21 protein-coding genes are annotated in these 21,364 nt (G+C 62.4%); 7 read left to right on the top strand and 14 right to left on the bottom strand.

From position 1 onward, the window contains the following. Window positions 1–53 precede the first annotated feature (53 nt). The 8 genes from HQR01_RS06915 to HQR01_RS15245 form a co-directional block, all read right to left on the bottom strand. Complete coding sequence (locus HQR01_RS06915; protein ID WP_173213791.1) at window positions 54–1,277, bottom strand: AAA family ATPase; 1,224 nt, start codon at window positions 1,275–1,277, stop codon at window positions 54–56. A 58-nt stretch (window positions 1,278–1,335) separates the two neighbouring features. Next, window positions 1,336–1,956: a TadE/TadG family type IV pilus assembly protein gene (locus tag HQR01_RS06910; protein WP_173213789.1), complete on the bottom strand. Its 621-nt coding sequence runs from the start codon at window positions 1,954–1,956 to the stop codon at window positions 1,336–1,338. Then, window positions 1,953–2,441, bottom strand: a complete 489-nt coding sequence (locus HQR01_RS06905) for a TadE/TadG family type IV pilus assembly protein (RefSeq protein WP_234030281.1) — start codon at window positions 2,439–2,441, stop codon at window positions 1,953–1,955. Before HQR01_RS06905 ends, HQR01_RS06910 begins: the two co-directional genes overlap by 4 nt. 5 nt (window positions 2,442–2,446) lie before the next feature. After that, entirely contained in the window at window positions 2,447–4,048 is a 1,602-nt protein-coding gene (locus HQR01_RS06900; RefSeq protein ID WP_173213785.1) for a pilus assembly protein TadG-related protein, read from the bottom strand. Between the two features lie 17 nt (window positions 4,049–4,065). Then, the gene (locus HQR01_RS06895) at window positions 4,066–4,353 is read right to left on the bottom strand and encodes a hypothetical protein (protein ID WP_173213783.1); all 288 of its coding nucleotides are present in this window, start codon (window positions 4,351–4,353) and stop codon (window positions 4,066–4,068) included. After that, the gene (locus tag HQR01_RS06890; protein ID WP_325064543.1) at window positions 4,343–5,785 is read right to left on the bottom strand and encodes a type II and III secretion system protein family protein; all 1,443 of its coding nucleotides are present in this window, start codon (window positions 5,783–5,785) and stop codon (window positions 4,343–4,345) included. The genes HQR01_RS06895 and HQR01_RS06890 overlap by 11 nt, the downstream gene beginning before the upstream one ends. After that, a complete protein-coding gene (gene cpaB / locus HQR01_RS06885) occupies window positions 5,772–6,665 on the bottom strand; it encodes a Flp pilus assembly protein CpaB (RefSeq protein ID WP_173213781.1) in 894 nt (297 codons plus the stop codon). Before cpaB ends, HQR01_RS06890 begins: the two co-directional genes overlap by 14 nt. A gap of 77 nt (window positions 6,666–6,742) precedes the next feature. Further along, entirely contained in the window at window positions 6,743–7,186 is a 444-nt protein-coding gene (locus HQR01_RS15245) for a Flp family type IVb pilin (RefSeq protein WP_234030280.1), read from the bottom strand. Window positions 7,187–7,364: 178 nt separating this feature from the next. Here HQR01_RS15245 and HQR01_RS06875 point away from each other — a divergent pair, with 178 nt between their 5' ends. Continuing rightward, window positions 7,365–8,174, top strand: coding sequence for a DUF2569 domain-containing protein (locus tag HQR01_RS06875; protein ID WP_173213779.1), 810 nt, complete (start codon window positions 7,365–7,367; stop codon window positions 8,172–8,174). Window positions 8,175–8,254: 80 nt separating this feature from the next. Continuing rightward, the gene (locus tag HQR01_RS06870) at window positions 8,255–8,881 is read left to right on the top strand and encodes a hypothetical protein (protein ID WP_173213777.1); all 627 of its coding nucleotides are present in this window, start codon (window positions 8,255–8,257) and stop codon (window positions 8,879–8,881) included. 15 nt (window positions 8,882–8,896) lie between these two features. Here the strand turns inward: HQR01_RS06870 and HQR01_RS06865 are convergent, their stop codons facing one another. Both HQR01_RS06865 and HQR01_RS06860 read right to left on the bottom strand, forming a co-directional pair. Continuing rightward, a complete protein-coding gene (locus HQR01_RS06865; protein ID WP_234030279.1) occupies window positions 8,897–9,505 on the bottom strand; it encodes a M23 family metallopeptidase in 609 nt (202 codons plus the stop codon). Window positions 9,506–9,609: 104 nt separating this feature from the next. Beyond that, the gene (locus HQR01_RS06860) at window positions 9,610–10,323 is read right to left on the bottom strand and encodes a helix-turn-helix domain-containing protein (protein ID WP_173213773.1); all 714 of its coding nucleotides are present in this window, start codon (window positions 10,321–10,323) and stop codon (window positions 9,610–9,612) included. Between the two features lie 329 nt (window positions 10,324–10,652). Here HQR01_RS06860 and HQR01_RS06855 point away from each other — a divergent pair, with 329 nt between their 5' ends. The 4 genes from HQR01_RS06855 to HQR01_RS06840 all read left to right on the top strand — a co-directional run bounded on the left by HQR01_RS06855 (window position 10,653) and on the right by HQR01_RS06840 (window position 14,720). Beyond that, window positions 10,653–12,068 carry an MATE family efflux transporter gene (locus HQR01_RS06855; RefSeq protein ID WP_173213771.1) on the top strand — a complete coding sequence of 472 codons (1,416 nt, stop codon included), beginning with the start codon at window positions 10,653–10,655 and terminating at the stop codon, window positions 12,066–12,068. A 145-nt stretch (window positions 12,069–12,213) separates the two neighbouring features. Next, the gene (gene groES, locus HQR01_RS06850; RefSeq protein WP_173213769.1) at window positions 12,214–12,501 is read left to right on the top strand and encodes a co-chaperone GroES; all 288 of its coding nucleotides are present in this window, start codon (window positions 12,214–12,216) and stop codon (window positions 12,499–12,501) included. Between the two features lie 53 nt (window positions 12,502–12,554). Continuing rightward, entirely contained in the window at window positions 12,555–14,195 is a 1,641-nt protein-coding gene (gene groL, locus HQR01_RS06845) for a chaperonin GroEL (RefSeq protein ID WP_173213767.1), read from the top strand. A 192-nt stretch (window positions 14,196–14,387) separates the two neighbouring features. Next, window positions 14,388–14,720 carry a hypothetical protein gene (locus HQR01_RS06840; protein WP_173213765.1) on the top strand — a complete coding sequence of 111 codons (333 nt, stop codon included), beginning with the start codon at window positions 14,388–14,390 and terminating at the stop codon, window positions 14,718–14,720. 96 nt (window positions 14,721–14,816) lie between these two features. Here HQR01_RS06840 and HQR01_RS06835 read toward each other — a convergent pair whose 3' ends face one another. Next, a complete protein-coding gene (locus HQR01_RS06835; protein ID WP_173213763.1) occupies window positions 14,817–15,401 on the bottom strand; it encodes a thermonuclease family protein in 585 nt (194 codons plus the stop codon). Between the two features lie 202 nt (window positions 15,402–15,603). Between HQR01_RS06835 and HQR01_RS06830 the strand changes: the two genes are divergently transcribed. Beyond that, on the top strand, window positions 15,604–16,062 hold the full coding sequence (locus tag HQR01_RS06830; protein WP_173213761.1) for a hypothetical protein: 459 nt from the start codon (window positions 15,604–15,606) through the stop codon (window positions 16,060–16,062). Between the two features lie 199 nt (window positions 16,063–16,261). Here the strand turns inward: HQR01_RS06830 and HQR01_RS06825 are convergent, their stop codons facing one another. The 3 genes from HQR01_RS06825 to HQR01_RS06815 all read right to left on the bottom strand — a co-directional run bounded on the left by HQR01_RS06825 (window position 16,262) and on the right by HQR01_RS06815 (window position 21,159). Continuing rightward, the gene (locus HQR01_RS06825; RefSeq protein ID WP_173213759.1) at window positions 16,262–18,442 is read right to left on the bottom strand and encodes a DUF305 domain-containing protein; all 2,181 of its coding nucleotides are present in this window, start codon (window positions 18,440–18,442) and stop codon (window positions 16,262–16,264) included. A 69-nt stretch (window positions 18,443–18,511) separates the two neighbouring features. Continuing rightward, window positions 18,512–19,798, bottom strand: a complete 1,287-nt coding sequence (locus HQR01_RS06820; RefSeq protein WP_173213757.1) for an acyl-CoA dehydrogenase family protein — start codon at window positions 19,796–19,798, stop codon at window positions 18,512–18,514. Then, the gene (locus HQR01_RS06815) at window positions 19,798–21,159 is read right to left on the bottom strand and encodes a phosphotransferase (protein ID WP_173213755.1); all 1,362 of its coding nucleotides are present in this window, start codon (window positions 21,157–21,159) and stop codon (window positions 19,798–19,800) included. Before HQR01_RS06815 ends, HQR01_RS06820 begins: the two co-directional genes overlap by 1 nt. Window positions 21,160–21,364: the final 205 nt, after the last annotated feature.

Genomic DNA, 21,364 nt, shown 5'->3' with positions numbered 1-21,364 from the left:
TTGCTCCTCGCTTGAGACGGTACTCGGTTCGCCCCGATTGCCCAGCTGCCACTTCATCGGACATCCTCCGCGACTGTCGCGGCGATGAGATCGGACAGCTTTTCCATATCGGACACAAATGGGCTCTTCCGGCGGACCGCGTCCGCCAATATTCCCCGGTCCTGGGCTGCGCACAGGGTAGCCGGATCTGCTGACACGCCAGCCAGCACCGGACGCCCGAGCGCTTCCTCGACATCGCCCATGTTGATCGAGCTGAAGAGCTTCTTCTCGGTCCGATTCACGACGATCGACACACGACGGTGGTCGAGGCCAAGGTTGCGGAAGAGATCGAGCCGCCTCCGCGCCTGCCGCAAGCTGGCGAGGCTCTGCTCGACTACCATCACGATGCTGCTGGCGCCTGCCAGAACCGAGAGCGACCAGTTGGTCAGGCTCGCGGGAAGATCGAGCACGACAAAGTCATACTCCTTGCGCGCGAGGTCGATGACCCGCGCCAAGTCTTCGGCCCGCACCGCTTCGATCGGGACGATCTCGGCAGGCGCCGCAATCAGGTCGAGGCCGTCATGGTGGCTCTGCGCGACGGTATGCAGCAGGGCGCTGTCGATACGGCCGCCCGCGTCGAGCAGGTCACTCAGCGTCCTCCGCGGGGTGAGGCCCAGCACCTCGGCCATCCGGCCGAACTGGATATCGAGATCGAAGATGCAGACCTTCGCATGCGCCTTGCCTGCGGCAAGTCCGGCAGCAAGGTGGCTCGCGATCGTCGTCGCTCCGGAGCCGCCAACCGCTCGGGTTACGGCAATCAGCGGAGCGAGCCGTACCTCGGAGCCAACCGCCTCGCGGTGGGTCTCAAGCACCGCCACGACCGTCTGGAGGATCTCCTCCGCGGAGAATGGGATTTCGACGACGTCCGCAACCCCTTCGCGGACAAGCGTGCGAACCAGTTTCAGGTCGACATCGCGCATCGCAACGATTTGCGGCATTCCCGGCCTGATCCGATGCAAATGCCGGATACGGTCCATGCTGGCAGGAATCGCGGGATCGACTTCGAACAGGACAATCCCGGACTGGCCAAGTTCCTGGTCGGGAATAGGCTCACCAGCGCCAAGGGGAATGTAGTTGGCATCGGACAGCCAGCCCGATCCGCTGGAGGATCGGAGCGCCTCGATATGCTCAGGCGAAGCGATAACCGAAAGCGGTGCGGATAGTTGCAACTCGGCCCCTTTCATTCGATCAGCAATGTATTCGCCGTGGCCCATAGTGTTCTTTCCAAGCTCTTCCATGTAATCCGTCACAAAATTGAGACATTGCAAATTCAGATATTATACCGAAATGTCTCTATTAGTTGTAATTTACCCCCGCCCCGTCTTCCATTGTTAGTGTATAGTGAAAATCCGGAAGACCCACGGTCGTTCCGAACAGAAATATTGACGTAAAATCCATATTGGCCAATCGCACTGTAACAAACGGTGCGATATCCATTCCGGATGGGTTGCCTGCGTAACCGAGGCCAGATCCCGTATATTCGACCGTGATGTCCGCATCCTCGACCTTCGGCCAGATCTGCTTGATGCGGTTCGCCATGACGGCGAACGCGGCCGTGTCCAAGGTGAGGGTGCCCCCGAGGCACGGCGCCACCGTGCAGGTGCAGCCGGTCGACGTGCAGGTGATCGTACCCAAGGCTCCCTGCGGAATTCGGTCGCCCTGGCCCAGTTGGACCCCGCCAACCGTCACGCCGGAAAAAGTGTAGGTAGTGAGTTGCTGCACCAGCGGATCGGTCACCACCGCTACGCGGGCCCCGATCTGTGTCGCTTTCTCGCCGCGGTTGAAATCATAGGCATAGCGCCCGGCATCGATGAGCCCGAGCATGAACAGCATGATCAGAGGCAGCAGCAGCGCGAACTCTGCCACGGCGCCAGTCTGGTCCGCGAGGAACCGGCGAAGGAAGGATCGCGCGGTCATATGCCCATCACCGCGGCTTGCTGGGTTGCATTGAGGCTATAGCTGTCGGTCAGCACGCCGACCCCATCGAACAGCGATTGATAGTCGACGCTGGCGGTTATGCTGACAACAGGAGCATTGGTCTCGCCGGTATAGATCCCTGTCGTAACCGCGGTTCCCGGACAGATCACCGCAACCGTAACGTCCGCATTGACCCAGCCGGGCACCCGCGTGGTACCGCCCGACGGGCGGCCGGTGCGGGTGACTTCCTTGATGGCCGTCTCCACCGCAGTGGGGATCGAGGAGCCGGAATCGCAGTTGATCGAGGTAAAGCTCTGCCTGCTGGCATAGCGGGCGCCATCGCGCACGCCCTTCACCACCTGGTGCTGGTTGTAGAAGTAATAGGACACTTCCAACGCGCCAAACAGCATGAGCACCAGCAAGGGCAGCAGCAGCGCAAGCTCGGCCGCGGCGGCGCCATCCTGTCGGCCAACAAAGGATCGCAAGCGCCTCACTTGATCAGATACGGAACATCGCGGCGGATGACCGTCCCTGCTGTTTCGCCGACCGCACTCGCATCGGATTCGCCGATGATTTCCATGTAAATATCGGTCTTCGCGGTCCGCGTCCGTTTGAGGCTGGGTTCGACGAGGAACACGTCGATGAACTTGCGGATCCGGTAGGGGCCGCTCTTGCCCCGCACATCTTCGGCATGACAGTTGATCACTGCCACCGACATCCGTCGCCGGTCGGCTACATCGTCTGCCGGGATGGAGCCCGAGCCGTAGGACTTGTGGGGGCTGCAGATCGGCGTTCCATAATTGGTTCGCGTTCCATTGACCTGATTGCCAAGAACGGTGGCGCCATCGAATGTGCTACCGCGATTTGCGATTTCCCACTTGTAGACATCGTAGCGCGTCGGCGTCTTTGGCCGGGCTCCCGCACCAAGAGATAGTCCCGTATTGTCCAGCCACTGCTGTTGGGTCCAGCCGTAGCGCGAGCGGAAATAGGCGTCGCGATCCCAGAAACCGTCGCCGAAACGGCCGCAACTGCGTGGATCGATCGCATGGCATACATCTCGCGGATGCCCCATAGCGCTGGGCGTTACGGTATCGGGTAGCGCTGCGTCGGCGGTGGGCAGGTACGGATTGGTCGGCTCCAGCCAGCCATTCGATTCACCATTCTGGCCAAAGGTGCAGGCCTTGCCATTGCTGAAGTCCGGAACGCCCGCGGTGTCCGAAATATGCGTCACGTCCTTGATCGCATTGATCGAGGACGGGCAGGTCCCGCCAGCCGGGCAGCTGTCATATACGTCGAAGCGGGTGTTGATCGCTTCCTGTGTCGATGCCTTGAGGCCTGGTTCGATCTCGGCGTCGATCACCTCGGGACCATTGACCGGGATGCAGTTGCCCGTTGGTGAAACCCATGCGAGCGCCTGTTCCACACCAGTTGCGCCTGCGCCCAGGTCGAGAAATCCGAACGCGCCGGGATCCCAGAAGCCCTGCTGAACCACCAACAGGCCCTGTCCGACATGGTTGGCAGCGATGAAGTCGACGTTCTCGTCCGTGTTGTTCAACGGTTCGTCGGGGTTGCAGATCATCAGGGGCGGAATGCGGCACACTGCCGATCCGATGCCCGCCACAGCTTCGGCAGAGATATCGCCGAAGAAGGCACCGACCACCGGCGTCAGAGCATAGTTGGCCCGACGGGTCTCAACCTTAACGCGAATGAAGCGGGCCAGCGCAGCGTCGGTTACCCGATTGGTATCGGCCTCAGCATCTGCCTGGGTAGCGTAAAAGTAGACCTGGCCATCGGGAACATCGACGGTCAGCCCTTCGCTATCGTTGGAAAACAGCGTCTGATTGATCGCGGGTAAGCTTACGTTACGGGCCGCTGCGGTCGCGCGGGTGATCGAGTCGCTCAGCTGGTCGAGTTGGGTCGCACCCGCCAGGGCCGACTGGTCGGCTGCATTCTGCAGTTCGGAGTCCATCCCGGCGACTCGGGCATAATCGAAACCGATCCCAGCTGCAGCAACCAGGGCGGGAAGAGCCAGCGCGTAAAGCGCGGCGCTGGCCCCGCTTTCATCGCTCCTGAATCTCCGCAACCAACCCATGTCCGCCTCGCATATCCTTAGTTCGGGCCCGAACCTTCGCCCACGTCGGTGGTCCGGATGCTGTCCGGCTGCTTCACCGTGTCGGTACGATAGCGTTCGACCGCATCGGCGGCGTGTTCGCCGCTGGTCACCATCTCGCCATCGTATTCGGGTTCAGGATCGATGACCTGCGCCATCATCGTCTGGCGGTTGGCCTCACCAAAGGAGGCATCGCCGGGCGCTTCGAAGATCGACCTGTCAGCGCAGCCTGCCAGCAAGGGCAGGGCGGCAACCAGCGTCCAGCGCAGCAGCTTATCAGTATTCATAATCGTCTCCCTGATCGACTGCAGGCTCCTTTGGCGCAGCGAGCTCGCTGGCCGCGACCGGATCATAAGGCTCGCCCGTGAGCACGGTTCCCGCCGCCGTCGGATCGTTCACGCGATCGGTTGGCAGACGGACCTGTGAAGGCTTGATCGGCCTGACCAGCCGCGGCGTGACCACGATCAGCAGTTCGGTCTCACCCTTCTGGAACTGGGTCGAACGAAACAGCGCGCCGATTATCGGCAGACTGCCCAGCAGCGGCACCTGGCTGACCGTAGTCTGGAAGTCCTGCTGCAACAGGCCGGCAATGGCGAAGCTTTCACCATCGCGCAGCTCCAACGTGGTCGAAGCCCTGCGTGTTTGGAGCCCAGGAATCGTGAGCCCATTGATCTGGATCGATGCCGCAGGGTCGAGCGAGCTCACCTCGGGTTCGACGATGAGGTTGATGGTGTTGTCGCCCAGAACCGTCGGGGTGAAGCCGAGGCTTACACCAAAGGGCTTGAACTCAATGGTAATTCCACTGTTCCCGCCATTTGTGCTTGTACCGCCGCCGCCGCTATTGCCCTGGATAACGGGAATGGGGAATTCGCCACCGGCGAGGAATGACGCCTTCTCACCCGAGAGGGCAACTAGTGTCGGCTCTGCCAGAGTCTTGGCGAAACCCTTGCTCTCGAGCACGTTGAGATAGGCCTCGAAATCGATGCCCAGCGCGGAGAAGGTCGTACCAAAGATTCCGAAACTGTCGATGACGCTCCCGGCCCTCAACACCGGGGCACCTGTATCAGGGTCAGGCGTTAGCGTACTGCCCGGCCCCAAGACGCCGTTGAAATCGCCATCGCGGGCGGCGCCGAAGCCCCTGACGCCAATATCTTCTCCGACCGAGCGTTTGACCTCCGCAAACTTGACCTCGAGCATGACCTGCTGGCTGCTGCCCAGCGAGATCATGTTGACGACGTTTTCGCCGGCATAGGTGCTGGCCAGGCGTACCGCCCGGTCGATCATCCCGACGTCATTGGCGATACCTGTCAGCACCAAAGACTCGCCCGAAATATGCGCGTCGATTTCGCTGCCGGGCAGCAACTGGGCGGCCTGGGTGCGAAAGGCTTCGGCATCGGGTCCAACCGATATGTCCATGACCGAAAGCACCCGGCCGCGCGCATCGTAGAGAGTGAGGCTTGTGGTCCCCATCCCCTTGCCCAGCACGTAGAGCGAATTCTCGGTCAGCGCGACGATGTCGGCGATCTCGGCATTGCCAATCAGCGCCTTGGCGATCGGGCGATCGGCCGTAACCACCTGACTCTTGTTAACCGGGATTTCGAGCGTACCGGCATGGATGCCGCCAGGGCTGGGTTGCGCTGCCGCGGGTGCAGCCGCAGCCAGCGCCAATGGCAAGGCCGCAACGGCAAGTGCGCGGCGGATCATATCAGTTCGTGCCACGGTTCACCTCCTGGCGCGCACCTTCGGTGCCGCGATAGATTGTCATGGTCGGGCCCTTGTAAGTGGGAGAAACCGCACCCGCCGGAGCAGTTCCGGACGGGCGATAGGGCACCGCACTGCCGCTGGGTGCCGGGGCGACACCGCCGCCACTGCGCGATGAATAGCGCAGGCGCCCACCGGGCAAATCGCGAGTGGTGACGACCTGCGTCCCCCCGACGATCTGATTTTCGACATTGCGCAGTGCCAGCGTCAGGCGGCCGCTTTCAGCGGCGAGCGCAAGCTTTTGCGCATTGTACTGGTCGGTCAGCAACGTCGCCATCTTGAGTTCCTGCGGCTCGGTGCTGTTTTCCGAGGCGCGACGATCGATGGCGATCACCTGGGCGTTTTCGAGCACGACCGAAGTGACCTTTTCGTCGTCTCCGCCAGGGATGGTGCGGGTCATCAGCACGTCGACGACATCGCCTGGGGTCACAAAGCCGGCCACACCGGCCACCTCGTTCACGGGAATGGTCACCGCACGCATGTTGTCCGGGATATTTTCGGACAGCACCGCGCGATTGGAAATACGCGATTGCAGGATGGGTTCACCCTGCGCGATGGGGCGGATCGCCACGTCGGTGCCGGCGAATTTGGCCATATCGGTGATCGCGCCAGACGGAACCGATTGCGACGGCCAGTTGACAAGCCGCACGGTGTCGGATGTCAGCGGCGATCCGAATTCGAGATCCTGCGCGGCAACCGCGACGCGGACCAGTTGCTGTTCTTCGGCAACACGCTCCTGTTGCGCCTCGACGCCCGAGAAATAGGCGTTGGTCAGGTAGACCGCGAGCAGACCGAGCACCACGGCCGCTGCAATGATGATGATATTGCGCCGTTCCACAGTCCAACCCCCTTTGAAATGCCCCGGAAGAACGAAATGGGCGACCATCGTTGACAGCCGCCCATTTACTTCCTGCCTTAGCAGGCGCCTGCGACGGTAGGATCGTCGATGCAGGTAGCAGTGCCTGTCATTGCGCCGCCGATCGAGGTGGCAAGCGTGGTAGCACCTGCAACAATGGCGATGCCAATGACGATAAGGATCAGCGCATATTCGGCCGCCGAGGCGCCCGATTCGTCAGCGACGAAAGTCTTCAGGAAATTGGTCATGATACTATACCCTAAAACAAGCTGGCGGGGTCCCCCCACCTGATGCACAAAGGCTCCGGCCTCTATTTCCGGCTTGCCCTGTCCGTGCGGGTATTTCTGGAACCGGCGCGACCGTTTTCTGTTATTCCGACGATGACGCCGGTTCAGAAACGCCGTTCCCTCACGGAACCCCTGTATAATTCCACAGTTGAGAAACCAGTCAACTTTTCCTAAACCGTTTATTTTTTCCACATAAATACAATTGGTTAAATCCAAGGAAGTTTAATATTTTGGTTAACTTCGATGGACTCAATGGCAACCGGGCAACGGTTTTGGCAACCGGTAAGTCTGTGATTCGCAATTGTTTCACCCCGTTCCGGCCATGTTGATTCGAAATCGGGCACTTTGGTGGCGTGAATTGAAAACCGGGCTTGTGGGGGCCATGATGGTCGGAATGGTTTCAATCTGGCACACAATAGAGGTCGCGACGAAGCGCTATGCCGCTGCAATCGAACGGCGTTCTCGGGCGATTGCAGCCGGAATCAGGCCCTTCCTCGAAGGCGCCTTACCCTGGTGGATCCTGGGCTGGCTCACGCTTGCAGCCTTCAAGATCACTACAGCCCTCACGCCAATAACGTCCTTTGTCGAATTCGCCGGAATCTTCCTGCCCTATGCGCTGATTGGCCTGGCACCGATCGCGGGCCTGCGTCTGGCCGAGGCGGCTTTCCCGCCGGGCGAAGTCAAGTGGCAGCCCAGCTTCCGCCTCGCCATGATCGGGCGCTGGCGCAGCCTCGATCGCACCACGGCACGCCAACACCCGCTATTCGGCCCAGCCGGGTTCATGGCCTCGCTGCTGATCGGGATGCTGCTCAACGTCGTATTCCGCAGTACCGAATTCATGCTGGCTGTGCCGGCGATGGGCCAGATGGCACCCGGCTGGGGGCGCACCCTGTTCCTTGCCATGGCCTTCGACGTGATCGCGATGAACTTCCTCTACGCGGTCTGCTTCGTCATGGCGCTGCGCACCATTCCCTACTTTCCGCGCATGCTGGCGATCGTCTGGGTGATCGATATCGGCATGCAGTTCGCGATTGCGCAGGCGGTCGGCATGCAGGGGCCTGTGCCCTACAACGTCGCGGTTTCGCTGAGCGATCTCTTGCAGGGTAATATCACCAAGGTGCTCATCAGCATCTTCGTCTGGCTGCCCTATCTCATGCTGTCTGACCGGGTGAACGTCACCTACCGCAGCCGCCTTTCCGCCTGACTGCTCCCAATCCAACGATCTCGCGCGGGCCAACCGCCTATGCTAGAGATCGCCCCGACGGCGGCTGGAGGAGGGGTTAGGTGCTTGGCACGCTGCGTGTGACGGGAAAGCGATGGGGCATCCTGTTGCTGGGGGTGGCGATCGCCGCCGCCACAATTCCAATCATCGCGACCACGCTGGCCGGACAATGGGACAAGGGCCTCATCAGCCGCGCGACCGTGCCGAACTACAATCGCTTCCGCCTGCCGGAACGGATCGACTCAGCCCCAAGCGCCAACTCCGCAACCGGTGAGGTTGCCCAGGTCATCGCAGAAAGTGCGGAAGAAGCTGCACCTGTGAATTCGGCTGTCCCAGGTTCGGGCGCGCCTGCACCAACGGCAGCGCAGCAGCCACCCTCCGCCTTCATCCCGATCGAATTCGACATTCTCACGCCCGGTGTGGGAGATGAGGCAGTCGGCGGCGAGGCGATTATCGTGCGCAAGTCCGTGCGCATGGGCCAGAAGGAAATCGGCAGCCTGCCAGTTCACGTCGATACGGAATCTCGCCTGCTTGTCGATGCCCGTGACGTGCGCGGCCTGTTGGAGCAAGCAGACCTGTCCGGGACTGTGCGAGGCAGTGGCCTGGTCAGTTTTTCGGATCTGCGCAGGATGGGGATCGACCTACGGTATGACCCGACAACCGATTCCGTTTTGCTGGCAACCCGCTAGCGCGGGCGATTATTCTCAGCCGCCCGGATTGGCCGGTCGCCCGGAGACCCGGGTTTCATAATGCAGGTGTGGTCCGGTCGAACGGCCGGTCGAGCCGACATAGCCGATCACCTGACCGGCCTCGACTGTCTGCCCGGGCCTGACTGCGACTGCCGAGAGATGGGCGTAGCGGGTCTCGACCGATCCCCCGTGGCTTAGCGCCACCAGGATACCGTAATTCCCGCGCCAGCCCGCGCTTGCCACGCGCCCGCTCGACGTCGCCACCACCGGCGTTCCCATCGGCGCCGCGAGATCGATACCCGCATGGAACCGCGTTTCGCCAAGGATTGGATGATAGCGCATGCCGAAACCGCTCGTGACCCGCGCACCAGCCAAGGGCAGTCCACCGGGGATGGATCCAGGCAGGATCGCACCGCCACGTCCGACCGGCTCGATGTCGGCCCCGGCAAGGTCCACCGCACGACCGAAATGAATCACGGGTTCGTCGTGATCGTCCATCGGCACGTCGTCGAAATCGACGGCGAAGTCGGTCGCCCCAATCGTGGCAACGGCCACTGGCTGGCCATCGCCAGCGAAGGCGCGTTCGCTCGCCGCCAGACTGGCGACGGCGAATGTCCCAAGCAAGCAAGCCCGTCCAATGAACTGCACAAAACCCTCCCGAGTCCGGCAGCTTATTATCATGGGAACCGTAGTTGCGCGAATCGCAACCGGGGGTGACCGGTTTTGGGTCAGTTCCAATCGATGGCGATCGATACCTGCTTGATCGGCACACCGGCTTCACGCGCAATGGCCGAGCGACTGCGCGCCACGATCTCCGAAAGGGAGCCCGTCAGGTGATCGGCCGCCGCGTCAGCGGGCGTATCGGATGGCTGCTTGGCCACGCCGTTCGACCCGTACAACAGCTCCTGTTCAGTGAGGCCGAAATAGGCGGCAAGATCGCGCAGCACGGCCCTGCGGGGCCGGGCGCGCTCGGTCTCCCACTTCCACAGCGTCGGCTTGGTGACCCCGAACTGACTGGCGAAATCCACCATCGACAGGCCGGTTGTCTTGCGCAGTCGCTTGAGGCGCGCACCGAAACCTTCGTCGCGTGCCGCCTGCATGGATTCGATCACCTCTTCTGACGGGACCGGCTCCGAACGCAGCAGGATGGCGCTCATCTGGGCCTTCGTCAGGCTCTCATCGAAACGGCAACCAAAGAGACCATCGGCAGACCATACGATCCGCGCGAGCCGCTCGCCCGCTTCCCCGAACACGATGAGCAAGGGTTCATCGAGGTCGAAGTGGCCATCGGTGCTGAGCAACATGCCGGTCGCCGACAGGTTGTGCACCCGCACTTCGCATGTCGATCCGGTCTGCGTGACACTGCCGGAGAGGAACAGTCGACGGCGGGGTTCGCCGCGTTGGCTTGGCCCCTCGGCTTCAACTTCGAGTCTTCCTTGCATAGCGAATACGCCTTTCCCGCTGGGGAAGGATTGAATCATTGCGACCTCTGATTCTTCAGGACCGAGTCTAGCGCCAGCCCGGTTAATGTAGAGTTGCCTGCGTTTGCTGCAGGCGTGAACTGCGGTCAACCGCGTTGCGACGGGCGGCGAGCCCGCCCCGTCCAGCCGCAAACCTCTGTAATTACGGCACGATCCGTGTTCGGGTTACGCCTCGGTAGTGTCCTTGGCGGTATCCTTGTCGCTTCACGGCCACACCCGACGCCATAAGCGACCGCAACCGCGACTTGCATTTGAAGTACCGGGCCACCGCGATTATCCGGGCCGGCTGCATGACGCACGACCACGCCCTTGAACCCCTGCCGATCGACAGCGACGGCTGGCGCGACGAGCTTCGCGAGACCTTCCGTCTCGCCTGGCCGCTGGCGCTCGCCAACCTGCTGCAGATGCTGGTGCATGCGGTCGACGTGATCTTCGTTGCGCGACTGGGTGAACAGGAACTGGCCGCCTCGGCCCTTGGCGTGGCGCTGTTCGGCCTGACCATGTGGGCCTTCACCGGGCTGGTCGGCATGGTCGCCGCCCTGATTGCGGAGGAACTCGGCCGCCGTCGCCACTCGGTCCGCGAGGTCCGCCGTTCGGTCCGCATGGCACTATGGCTGGCGGTCGCATCGGGGATCATCGGCATGGCAATCTGCTGGTACGGCGGCGACCTACTGCGCCTCGCGGGCCAGGACGCCGCCCTCGCAGCGCGTGCCGGGACCTTCCTCCAGATCATCATGTTCGCCATGATACCGATGATCGGATCCAGCGTGCTGCGAAACTTCGTGTCCGCGCTGGGCCGGCCGGTCTTTGCCACCTCGATCACCGGGGTCGCGCTCGTGGTCAGCGTGGTTGCGAATTACGCTTTCGTGTTCGGCAACTTCGGCGCACCCGCCATGGGGCTGGAGGGATCGGCCCTGGCGAGCGTGGTCACGTCGCTCGTCCAGTTCGCCAGCTACCTGGTCGCGATCTACACGGATCGCCGGCTTCGTCGCTACCGCATCTTCGGCAACTGGTGGCGGCCCGAATGGCCGCGACTGCGCGAGCTGGTCGCTCTCGGCGGCCCGGTGATGATCATCATCATTGCCGAGGCCGGCCTGTTCAGCGGGGCGGCGCTGTTGATGGGCTGGATCGGCCCGGCACAGCTTGCCGGGCACACGATCGCGCTGCAGATCGCGGCGCTGGCATTCCAGATACCCTTCGGCCTGGGGCAGGCGGCGACGATCCGCGTGGGCTATCATTTCGGCGCGGGAGACCATGCCGCGATGGGCCGGGCCGGCTGGGTCGGCATTGCCATGGCCGGTGCGTTCATGCTGACCACCGCATCCGCCATGATCCTGGCGCCGATGCTGCTGCTGCGGATCTATATCGACCCAACCCTGGCGGCAAACGCGGCCATGGTGGGCTTTGCCGTACGCTACATGAAGGTCGCCGCCGCGTTCCAGTTGTTCGATGGCGTGCAGGCGGTCGCGGCCGGGGCGCTGCGCGGTTTGCAGGACACGCGCATGCCAATGCTCATTGCGGTGTTCAGCTATTGGGTCCCCGGGATCGGGATAGCGCTGTGGCTGGGTTTCCGTACCCCGCTCGAGGGCACCGGTGTATGGATCGGCCTCGCCGCCGGCCTTGTTTTCGCCGCCGGCCTGCTCACCTGGCGCTGGACGTGGCGCGAACGGTTTGGCCTCACGCATCGCAGGGCCGCAACGGCCTGAGCACCCGGGCCCAGGCTGACGAACCAAAAAATTTGGAAGGGACCCGTTGACTCACCCCGGGTGCCGCCCCAAATGCGCCCCGCTGGCACTCTCGTACGAGGAGTGCCAAGTCTCGTTTCACACTCTTAGAAGAGAGGTCAACACCATGGCATTTCGTCCGCTGCACGACCGCGTTCTGGTCCGTCGCATCGAAGCCGAAGAAAAGACCGCCGGCGGGATCATCATTCCCGACAGCGCCAAGGAAAAGCCGAGCGAAGGCGAAATCGTCGCCGTCGGTTCGGGCGCCCGGGCTGAAGACGGCAAGGTCACCCCGCTGGACGTCAAGGCGGGCGACCGCGTGCTGTTCGGCAAGTGGTCCGGCACCGAAGTCAAGATCGACGGCGAAGACCTGCTGATCATGAAGGAAAGCGACATCATGGGGATCATCGGCTGATCGCCGATTCCTGACGCTTTCCACCAGACACACGAATTCCAGGAGAAACACCAATGGCAGCCAAGGACGTAAAGTTCGGCCGCGACGCGCGCGAAGGCATCCTGCGCGGCGTCGATACCCTCGCCAATGCCGTCAAGGTCACGCTGGGCCCCAAGGGCCGCAACGTCGTGATCGACAAGAGCTTCGGCGCACCCCGCATCACCAAGGACGGCGTCACCGTCGCCAAGGAAATCGAACTGAAGGACAAGTTCGAGAACATGGGCGCGCAGATGATCAAGGAAGTCGCCTCGAAGGCGAACGACACTGCGGGTGACGGCACCACCACCGCCACCGTGCTCGCCCAGGCGATCGTCAACGAAGGCATGAAGTCGGTTGCCGCCGGCATGAACCCGATGGATCTCAAGCGCGGCATCGACATCGCCGTCGCCAAGGTCGTCGAAGACCTCAAGGGTCGTTCGAAGGACGTTGCCGGTTCGTCGGAAATCGCCCAGGTCGGCATCATCTCGGCCAATGGCGACACCGAAGTCGGCGAAAAGATCGCTGAAGCGATGGAAAAGGTCGGCAAGGAAGGCGTGATCACCGTGGAAGAGGCCAAGGGCCTCGAATTCGAACTCGATGTCGTCGAAGGCATGCAGTTCGACCGCGGCTACCTCTCGCCCTACTTCATCACCAATCCGGAAAAGATGACGGTCGAGCTCGAAAACCCGTACATCCTGATCCATGAGAAGAAGCTGTCGAACCTGCAGGCGATGCTGCCGGTGCTCGAAGCGGCTGTCCAGTCGGGCCGTCCGCTGTTGATCATCGCCGAAGACATCGAAGGCGAAGCGCTGGCCACCCTGGTGGTCAACAAGCTGCGCGGCGGCCTCAAGGTCGCGGCGGTCAAGGCGCCGGGCTTCGGCGATCGCCGCAAGGCGATGCTGCAGGACATCGCGATCCTGACCAAGGGCGAGATGATCAGCGAAGACCTCGGCATCAAGCTCGAGAACGTCACTCTGGGCATGCTCGGCCAGGCCAAGAAGGTCACCATCGACAAGGACAACACGACCATCGTCGACGGTGCCGGTGAAGCGGACGACATCAAGGCTCGCGTCAACGAAATCCGCACCCAGATCGACAACACGTCGAGCGACTACGACCGCGAGAAGCTCCAGGAGCGTCTCGCCAAGCTCGCCGGCGGTGTGGCCGTGATCAAGGTCGGCGGCGCCACCGAAGTCGAGGTGAAGGAGCGCAAGGACCGCGTCGACGACGCGCTGCACGCGACCCGCGCCGCGGTTGAGGAAGGCATCGTCCCGGGCGGCGGTACCGCTCTGCTCTATGCCACCAAGGCGCTCGCTGGCCTCACCGGTGCCAACGAAGACCAGACCCGCGGTATCGACATCGTCCGCAAGGCGATCACCGCGCCGGTCCGCCAGATCGCCCAGAACGCCGGCCATGACGGTGCGGTCATCTCGGGCAAGCTGATGGACGCGAACGACGAAACCCTCGGCTTCAACGCAGCCACCGACACCTACGAGAACCTCGTCGCTGCCGGCGTGATCGACCCGACCAAGGTCGTCCGCACCGCGCTGCAGGACGCTGCCTCGGTCGCCGGCCTGCTGATCACGACCGAAGCTGCGATCACCGAGAAGCCGGAAGACAAGCCGGCTGCCCCGGCAATGCCCGACATGGGCGGCATGGGCGGCATGGGTTTCTAAGCCCCTCCCGACCTACCGGACAGAAAGAGGCCCGGCGGAGCGATCCGCCGGGCCTTTTTGTCTGATGATGGGTAGGAAGTGGACGTTCGAGGCCAGCTTGGTTGATGCGTAAAAGTATGGAGCTGCTACTGCTCGAAGACCCGACATGGTGAGAGCTTTGACGAACAGATTTGCCCGTCTTACTATGGCACCATGATCACCCTAAGACCTTTAGAAGATGAGACGCCGCTCGAATTCGTCGAGCGGGCAGATGCGCATGTAATCAAAGACGAAGAAATAGACTCAACCTTGAAGGACCACTTCAATATTCGCGAGTATGGGGACACTAAGAGATTAAGACTGCAATCACGCGTGTTTTGGCGAAAGTTCTTCGTTGAGCATGTAAGGGGTATCCATCGGCGCGGTGGCTCCAGATATGCCGCGCAAAGATATATCGAAAAGAAGAATGGCCACGGAGGCCAGGAAATGTTCTCCCAAAGCGAGATTGACGACCTCATAGACTCAATCGGCAAATGGTCTCGTTGATTGACTATTCGAAGCATCAGCAATTGGGTCGTTAACGGCTAGTCCGCTCCTTGCACATCGCTAGCTCGGTGAGAGCGTCACCTGATGGGGTGGAAATCAGTCGTCGGCCAACTCGACGTCAGATGGTGGTCCAGACCCCACGTTGATCGCTGGATAAAGCTGGTTGTCGTCAAAGTCTGGCACGACCCTACACCATTCCCAACGAGCTTCGCTTGAAATGGCAAATCCATTAATCGTCATATGATCGACTATGTTTTTACCGTCAGAACGGACCAAATCACCCTCCAATCTTCCTGAACGGTTGTCGACGTTTCGAAGCTCCCAAACAGTTTCGCCGAAGTTGTGAAGTTCGCCAGCCAAATGCTGCATCGCCAAGCCACCTAGGGCAGCCTCCGCAAGACAAGACGCGTTTTTTCCAACTTCTGGGGCATCCAGACCCCTAATCTTTATGATCTGGCCATCGATCAGGATTGTATCGCCATCCAGTGCTTTCTCTATCGCGGATGCAGGCACGTCGCCGTAGATCACATCTGAGGGTGTACTGCTCCCGACTAGAAACCCTCCAAAGCCAGAAAGAATTGCGACAGGCAAGAGCCAGTATACTCCTATTCTCATCCTCTGCTCCCCACCCTGAATCTGGCGTTTGGCAGCACCGTAAGAAAAAACTTGCTTGGTCTGCAATCGGGTCGATAGCTGCCATCCCGTTTTCAGTCCATTTGAGCGGCGCAAGGCAAGGCTTTCCTACACGCCACGATCGTGCCTAATAACCTATATTGCACACGAGCAGACCCGCGGCGAACCACTCGCCCTCACCCCTTCTGTCCCCTCCCGCGCGGAACGCTACGATGGCTGGACGGTCGACAAGCAGGTCGATTTCCTGCGCATGCTCGCAACTACGCAGAATGTCGCAGCGGCGGCGCGGAGTGTGGGGATGGGGCGGCAGTCGGCCTACAAGCTGCGCGCGCGGCTCGACGACCAGCCGTTCGGCGCGGCGTGGCGGCTGGCGCTGCGCAATGCACGCGACAGCGTGCTCGACGCGGCGATCGAGCGGGCGGTCAACGGCGTCGAAGTGCCGCATTACTGGAAAGGCGAGCTGATCGGCACCTCGCGCCGCTACGACGAACGGTTGACCACGGCACTGCTCGCGAGCGGCGCGCTGCAGCGGGCCACCGTCCACCTTCGCGGTCCCGAGCGCGAATTTTCCGAGCGCGGCCTGTCACGCCTGCTCGACCGGATCGCGCACGGACCGACCGAATGGTGCGATCTCGAGGACGAGCGCGACTTTGCCTGGGGCGATCCCGGGCTGGATGAAAATCAAGCCCGGAACGAGGGATTGGCCTAAGTCTATGGCGAAGGCGAATGACCCGCATTCCGGATCAGCCAGTCGGAGCCGCCGGATTTTATCGCAGAACCGGCCCGAGTGTCGCCTTCACGCCTTTCGTGCGAAAATTCTCACGGTTTTACAGGACCATATAGCCTCTGAAGCGAAGGCGACACCGAGTCGCCTTTGTCGCCTTGTCGCCTTCGCCTGACCGGTCCTGTCAGCCCCCCTTGCGGCTCGCCTCCGCCGCCGCGACCAGTTCGGCCGGCCAGGTGACCTGCGTCTGCGTCTGCGGGTTGAACAGGTCGCCCGCATAGATCGCGCCTTCGGCGGCAGCGATCTCTTCCTTGGTCAGGAACGCGCTCGGCTTGAGCGCGAAAACGTCAAGCCCGCGGCTGATCTCGGTCGCATAGATGCGCCCGCGGTACCAATAGGCCGACCAGTAACCACCAGTGATCATCTGGTCCTTGTCGATCGGTCCACGGTCGAAATAGGCGATCTCTTGGATGTTCGCCGGGTCGGTGAAGTCGATCACCGAGATACCGCCCTGGTACCAGGCCTGGACGAAGATATCGCGTCCCGGAACCGGAATGATCGAGCCATTATGCGCGACGCAGTTCTCCTTGTCGGTCTGCGGTGCGGGCAGCTTGTAGGTCCCGCGATAGACCAGCTTGCCGTTCTCGATGCCGTAGAAGGCGTCGGCGCCCCAGTTCTTGGGATCGCCCGCCTGGCAGCGCGGCCGCCCGCCCCCGCCCCATTCGTCGGTGAACAGGACCTTGGTGCCGTCATTATTGAAGGTCGCCGAATGCCAATAGGCAAAGCCTTTGTCGGTCACGTCGTCGATCCGCGTGGGCTTGAGCGGGTCCTTGATGTCGAGGATGATGCCATTGCCCGAACAGGCCCCCGCAGCGAGGTTCTTGGCCGGGAAGACGGTGATGTCATGGCACATGTCGGTGCGGAACGTCTCCTGCGTTCCGTCGCCATGATCGCCGCCACGCCACAGGCCCGCGATCTCGCCATCCTTGGCGAAGACGCGGGGCCGATCGACGATGCGCGCCTGCGAAGGATCGGCCAGCGGGATTTCGATCACGTCGATGCTGAACAGCGCGGTGTTGTCGCCGCCCAGTTCGTAGCAGCCCTCCAGTTCGTCCGCGTCACGGACGTAGCTGGTACCCGAATTATAGACGATCAGGCGCGCGTCATCGGCGCTGACGATCGAGTGCGTGTGGCTGCCGCGGCAGGTCTGTACCTGCCCGACCTGGCGCGGGCGAGTAATGTCGGAAATGTCGAAGATGCGGATGCCACGGAAGCGTTCGGGGCTGACCCGATCCTCGACCCCGCCGAGCCCGCAATCGACCCGTGCGCGACTGTCCTGCACGCTCATGACGAGGATACTGCCGGCGATCGAGACGTCGCCCTGCCCGCCGGGGCAGACGGTCGAGCTGACCAGTTGCGGGATGCCGTCATTGCCAAGACGATAGGCGTTGAAGCCGTGATAGCTGCCCGCCACCAGCATATCGCCCGAGAAGGCCATATCGGTGAAAGCAAAGTCGAGCAGCGACCCGCGCTCGCCGAACTTGGGCTTGTCTTCCTCTCCGTCCTTGGCCGCAGCTGCCGTTGCATCTTCCGTGGCCTTCTTCTCGATCCGCGGCTGCAGCTGCGCCGGGTTGGCCGGGTCGAAGAAACCGGCCGGCTTGGGCATGGCGGTGACGTGACGCAGGTTCAGGATTGCTTCGCCCGCGTCGCGAAAACCGGGCTTGAGCGTCGCGCGAGGATCGGTCGAAAGGCCGGTGAGAACGCTGTTCATCCGGTCGATCTCGGACTTCTGGTCGGTGACCACATCGTTGGTGAACTCGAACATCACCGGATCATATGCCGTCCCGCGCAGATTATGCAGGTCGTCGACCATGGTCACTGCGCCCTTGTGGTGCGCGACCATCAGTTCGAGGAACAGGCGGTCGAAGGCTGTCCCGCTGGCTTCCGCGAGCGCCTGCATCTGCGCCTGGCTGGCCATGCCCTTCATGGTGTGGTGCGCGTGCCCCATGCCCGCCATCGCCGCATCTTGCCCGCGATCCTCGAGCCAGCTGCGCATGAACTTCATTTCGTCCTGCTGGCTCGCCTCGATGCGGTCGGCAGTCTTGAGGATCGCTTCGTTATTGGTTCGCGCCTTGACCAGTTGCGCCATGTCGACCGCCTGCTGGTGGTGAACGATCATGCCCTGCATGAAGGCGACGTCGCCCGGCGAGTAGCTGGTATTGGCGAGAGCGATCGCCTGCTTGGCATCGATCACCTTGGGCGCTTCGCCCGGTGCGCCGGGCAGGACAATCGGCACCTCGTCGGCAGCATAGAGTGGTGCGGCCGACGCCAGCAGGGCTGCGGCGAACGAATAGCGTGCAATCATGAAGTGCTCCCAGAATTTCAGTGAGCACTGGCTAACAATTTGAAGCCGCTTGGCAATGCCGTTGGTCGATTAGCCGTACTTGCCCCGCTTCGGCCCGAGATAACCGAACAGATAGGCGCCGACCTTGCGCATCTGGATCTCCTCCGCCCCTTCGGTGATGCGATAGCGGCGGTGGTGGCGATAGATATGCTCGAACGGCTTGTGGCGCGAATAGCCGATCCCGCCATGGACCTGCATCGCCCGATCGGCCGCCTGGCATACCAGCCGGTTCGCCCAGTAGTTGCACATGCTGACCTTGTCCGAGATGGTCTTCTCGATCATCTCATGCGGCATGTTGTCCATTTCCCAGGCCGTCTTGTAGATCAGCAGGCGCAGCATCTCGCACTGCGTTGCCAGCTCCACCAGCGGGAACTGGATCGCCTGGTTCCGCGCCAGTTCCTCGCCGAACGGCTTGCGTTCGCGGGCGTATCTTACGCTCTCCTCGACACAATAGCTCGCCGCGCCGAGCGACGAAGCCGCCTGGCGGATACGGTTCTGGTGGACGAAGCTCTGCGCCAGGGCCAGGCCACGGCCTTCGACGCCCAGGATCGCGCTATCGGGTACCCAGACATTGTTGACCGACAGGCGCGGGTGATCGGTCGGCATGTTGAAGGTCCACATCCATTCCTCGATCTCCAGCCCCGGTGTGGGATTGGGCACGAGGAAACAGGTGATCCCGCTGGCATCGCCATCCTTGCCGCTGGTGCGGGCGAACATGGCGCAATGCGTGGCGACATGCATGCCGGTAATCCACATCTTCTCGCCGTCGATGCGCCAGCCGTCGACCCCGTCCCGGGTCTCACGCACCGCCTTGGTTTCCATGTGGGTCGCGTCGGAGCCATGGTGCGGTTCGGTAAGGCCGAACGCCACCCGACGCGTACCTTCGAACCCGCCGAGGATGAACTCCTGCTTCTGCTCCTCGGTCCCGAAGGTCTCGAACATGGCGACGAAGGGGAAATTACCGACGATCGAATGCTCGTTCTGCAGATCGTTGTGCAGGCCCAGCCCGCGCGCAGCGAAACGGTCGCGGATCACCGCCATCCACAGGTTGGAGCCATCCTTGCCACCGTATTTCTTCGGTGCCGAGAAACGCCAGTGGCCCGCGGCGTCGGCCAGCTTGCGGCTTTCGCGCAGCAGGTCTTCCCATTCGTGCCGCGGCAGGCCGCCGTTCTCGAAATCGGTCCGCGCCCATTCGCGGCGATGGTCGAAGAACCGGATATTGTCGTCCTTCGCGACGAGCGGCTCGATCTCGGCCTCGATGAAGCGCTCGAGTTCGGCGTAGTAGTCCTCCAGCTCCTGCGGCACGGTGAAATCCATCAGTCCTCTCCTGTCCATTGGCGCCGGGCGACGTCAAGCGCGGGGTATTTGGGCATGTCGACCGCCAGCTTGTCGAGCGCGGTTCGGCGTAACTGTGCGAGCAGGCCGGGTTCGGCCAGCGTGCGCGTGCCGGCGATCAGCGACCTTGCGAGTTTCGCATCCGCCGGATCGACCTTCGCGGCAAAGTCGCGAGCAATGATGCCCAAGGCGTTGCGGGCCACCGCATGCTGGAAGCGGTCGTGGCCTTCCATCCGGTCCTTGACCGTGGCGAGCCATTCGGAAATCGCGGTTGCGAGTTCCCCGGCGGTTGCTTCGCCCGTCGGCGGCGGTAGCGATGCCGATGGCGGCAAGGGTCGGTCACGTTCGGCGCGCGGCGCCTCCCCTTCCAGCAGCAGCAACAGATCGAGTTCCTGTTCGCTGGTCCGGCGCGAGATGATCGCGCGCTCGACCGTGCGATCCGCGCCTTCGCGCCAGGTACGCCCCATGCGCCAGCAACCGAGCGCCCACCAACAGGTGCGATAGACCAGCCACCAGTGGAAGCGGGTACGATCGACCGTCCTGCCGCCGGCCGCTTCGTAAGCCGCGAACCAATCGTCGAGGCTGGCGAGACCCGCCGCAGGACGATCGATCCGGGCGAACCGCCACACCGTCATGCAGGCATAGGCAAGATCCTCGTGCGGATCGCCGAGGTGGGCAAGTTCCCAATCGAGCACGCCGGTGAGGTCGTTGCCCGCCACCAGCACATTGCCCAGGCGATAGTCGCCATGGATCAACGCGGGCTCCGCCGGTGCGGGCAGGTTGTCCTCCAGCCAGCGCAGGGCCAGCGCGACGACCGGGCGATCGCCGCCCGCCTCTTCGAATTGGGCGCGCAAGCCGGCAACCCCTGCTTCAGGGTCGAGTGTCGGAAGGCCTGGCGGGAGCGCCGCGTGATCGACGCCATGGATTCCGGCAAGCTCTCGCGCCAACTGATCGGCGAGCCCCTTGCCCTCGGCATCGCCGGCATTGTCGGCCAGGATCGTCCGCGGATCGGGTGTCCCCGGCAGCGCCCGCATGACGAAGCCGGTGCCGAGGCCGTCCGTTTCTTCCAGTTCGACTACGATCTCAGGGGCCAAAACGCCCACCGCATGGACCATGCGGATCGCTGCAGCCTCTATGTCGTGACCGATTGCGCGGCCTTCCATCATCGCGGCGGAGGGCGCGCGGCGGAGCACGAAGTCCTCACCGCCGCTGGCAAATCGCCAGCTCTCCATGGTTGCCCCGCCCGTCAGGCGGGTCAGTCTTTCAGGTGCAGGCAATCCGGCCCGCGCCAACGCCCGTTCAAGCCCGCGCTCCAGCGCAGTCCCGCTATCCGACTCTCCCATACCCCATGCTTGCAGGCAAAATCGGTTTCACTCAAGAACCGATCTCACGCCCTCGATCGCAAGGAGCGCGCATCTTTGTTTCCGGAAATTACCCGCTCAGATAAGAGCCTGTCTCGAACGGAACACTTTTCATCGCGTTCCTGCTTGCCAGCGATTCCCTGCCTATATTAAACAAAAGGCAACCATAGCAGTGATACCGAGGTCG

The organism is Erythrobacter mangrovi (genome assembly GCF_013260645.1).
GTDB lineage: Bacteria > Pseudomonadota > Alphaproteobacteria > Sphingomonadales > Sphingomonadaceae > Qipengyuania > Qipengyuania mangrovi.
This window is presented reverse-complemented; position numbering and strand designations above follow the sequence as displayed.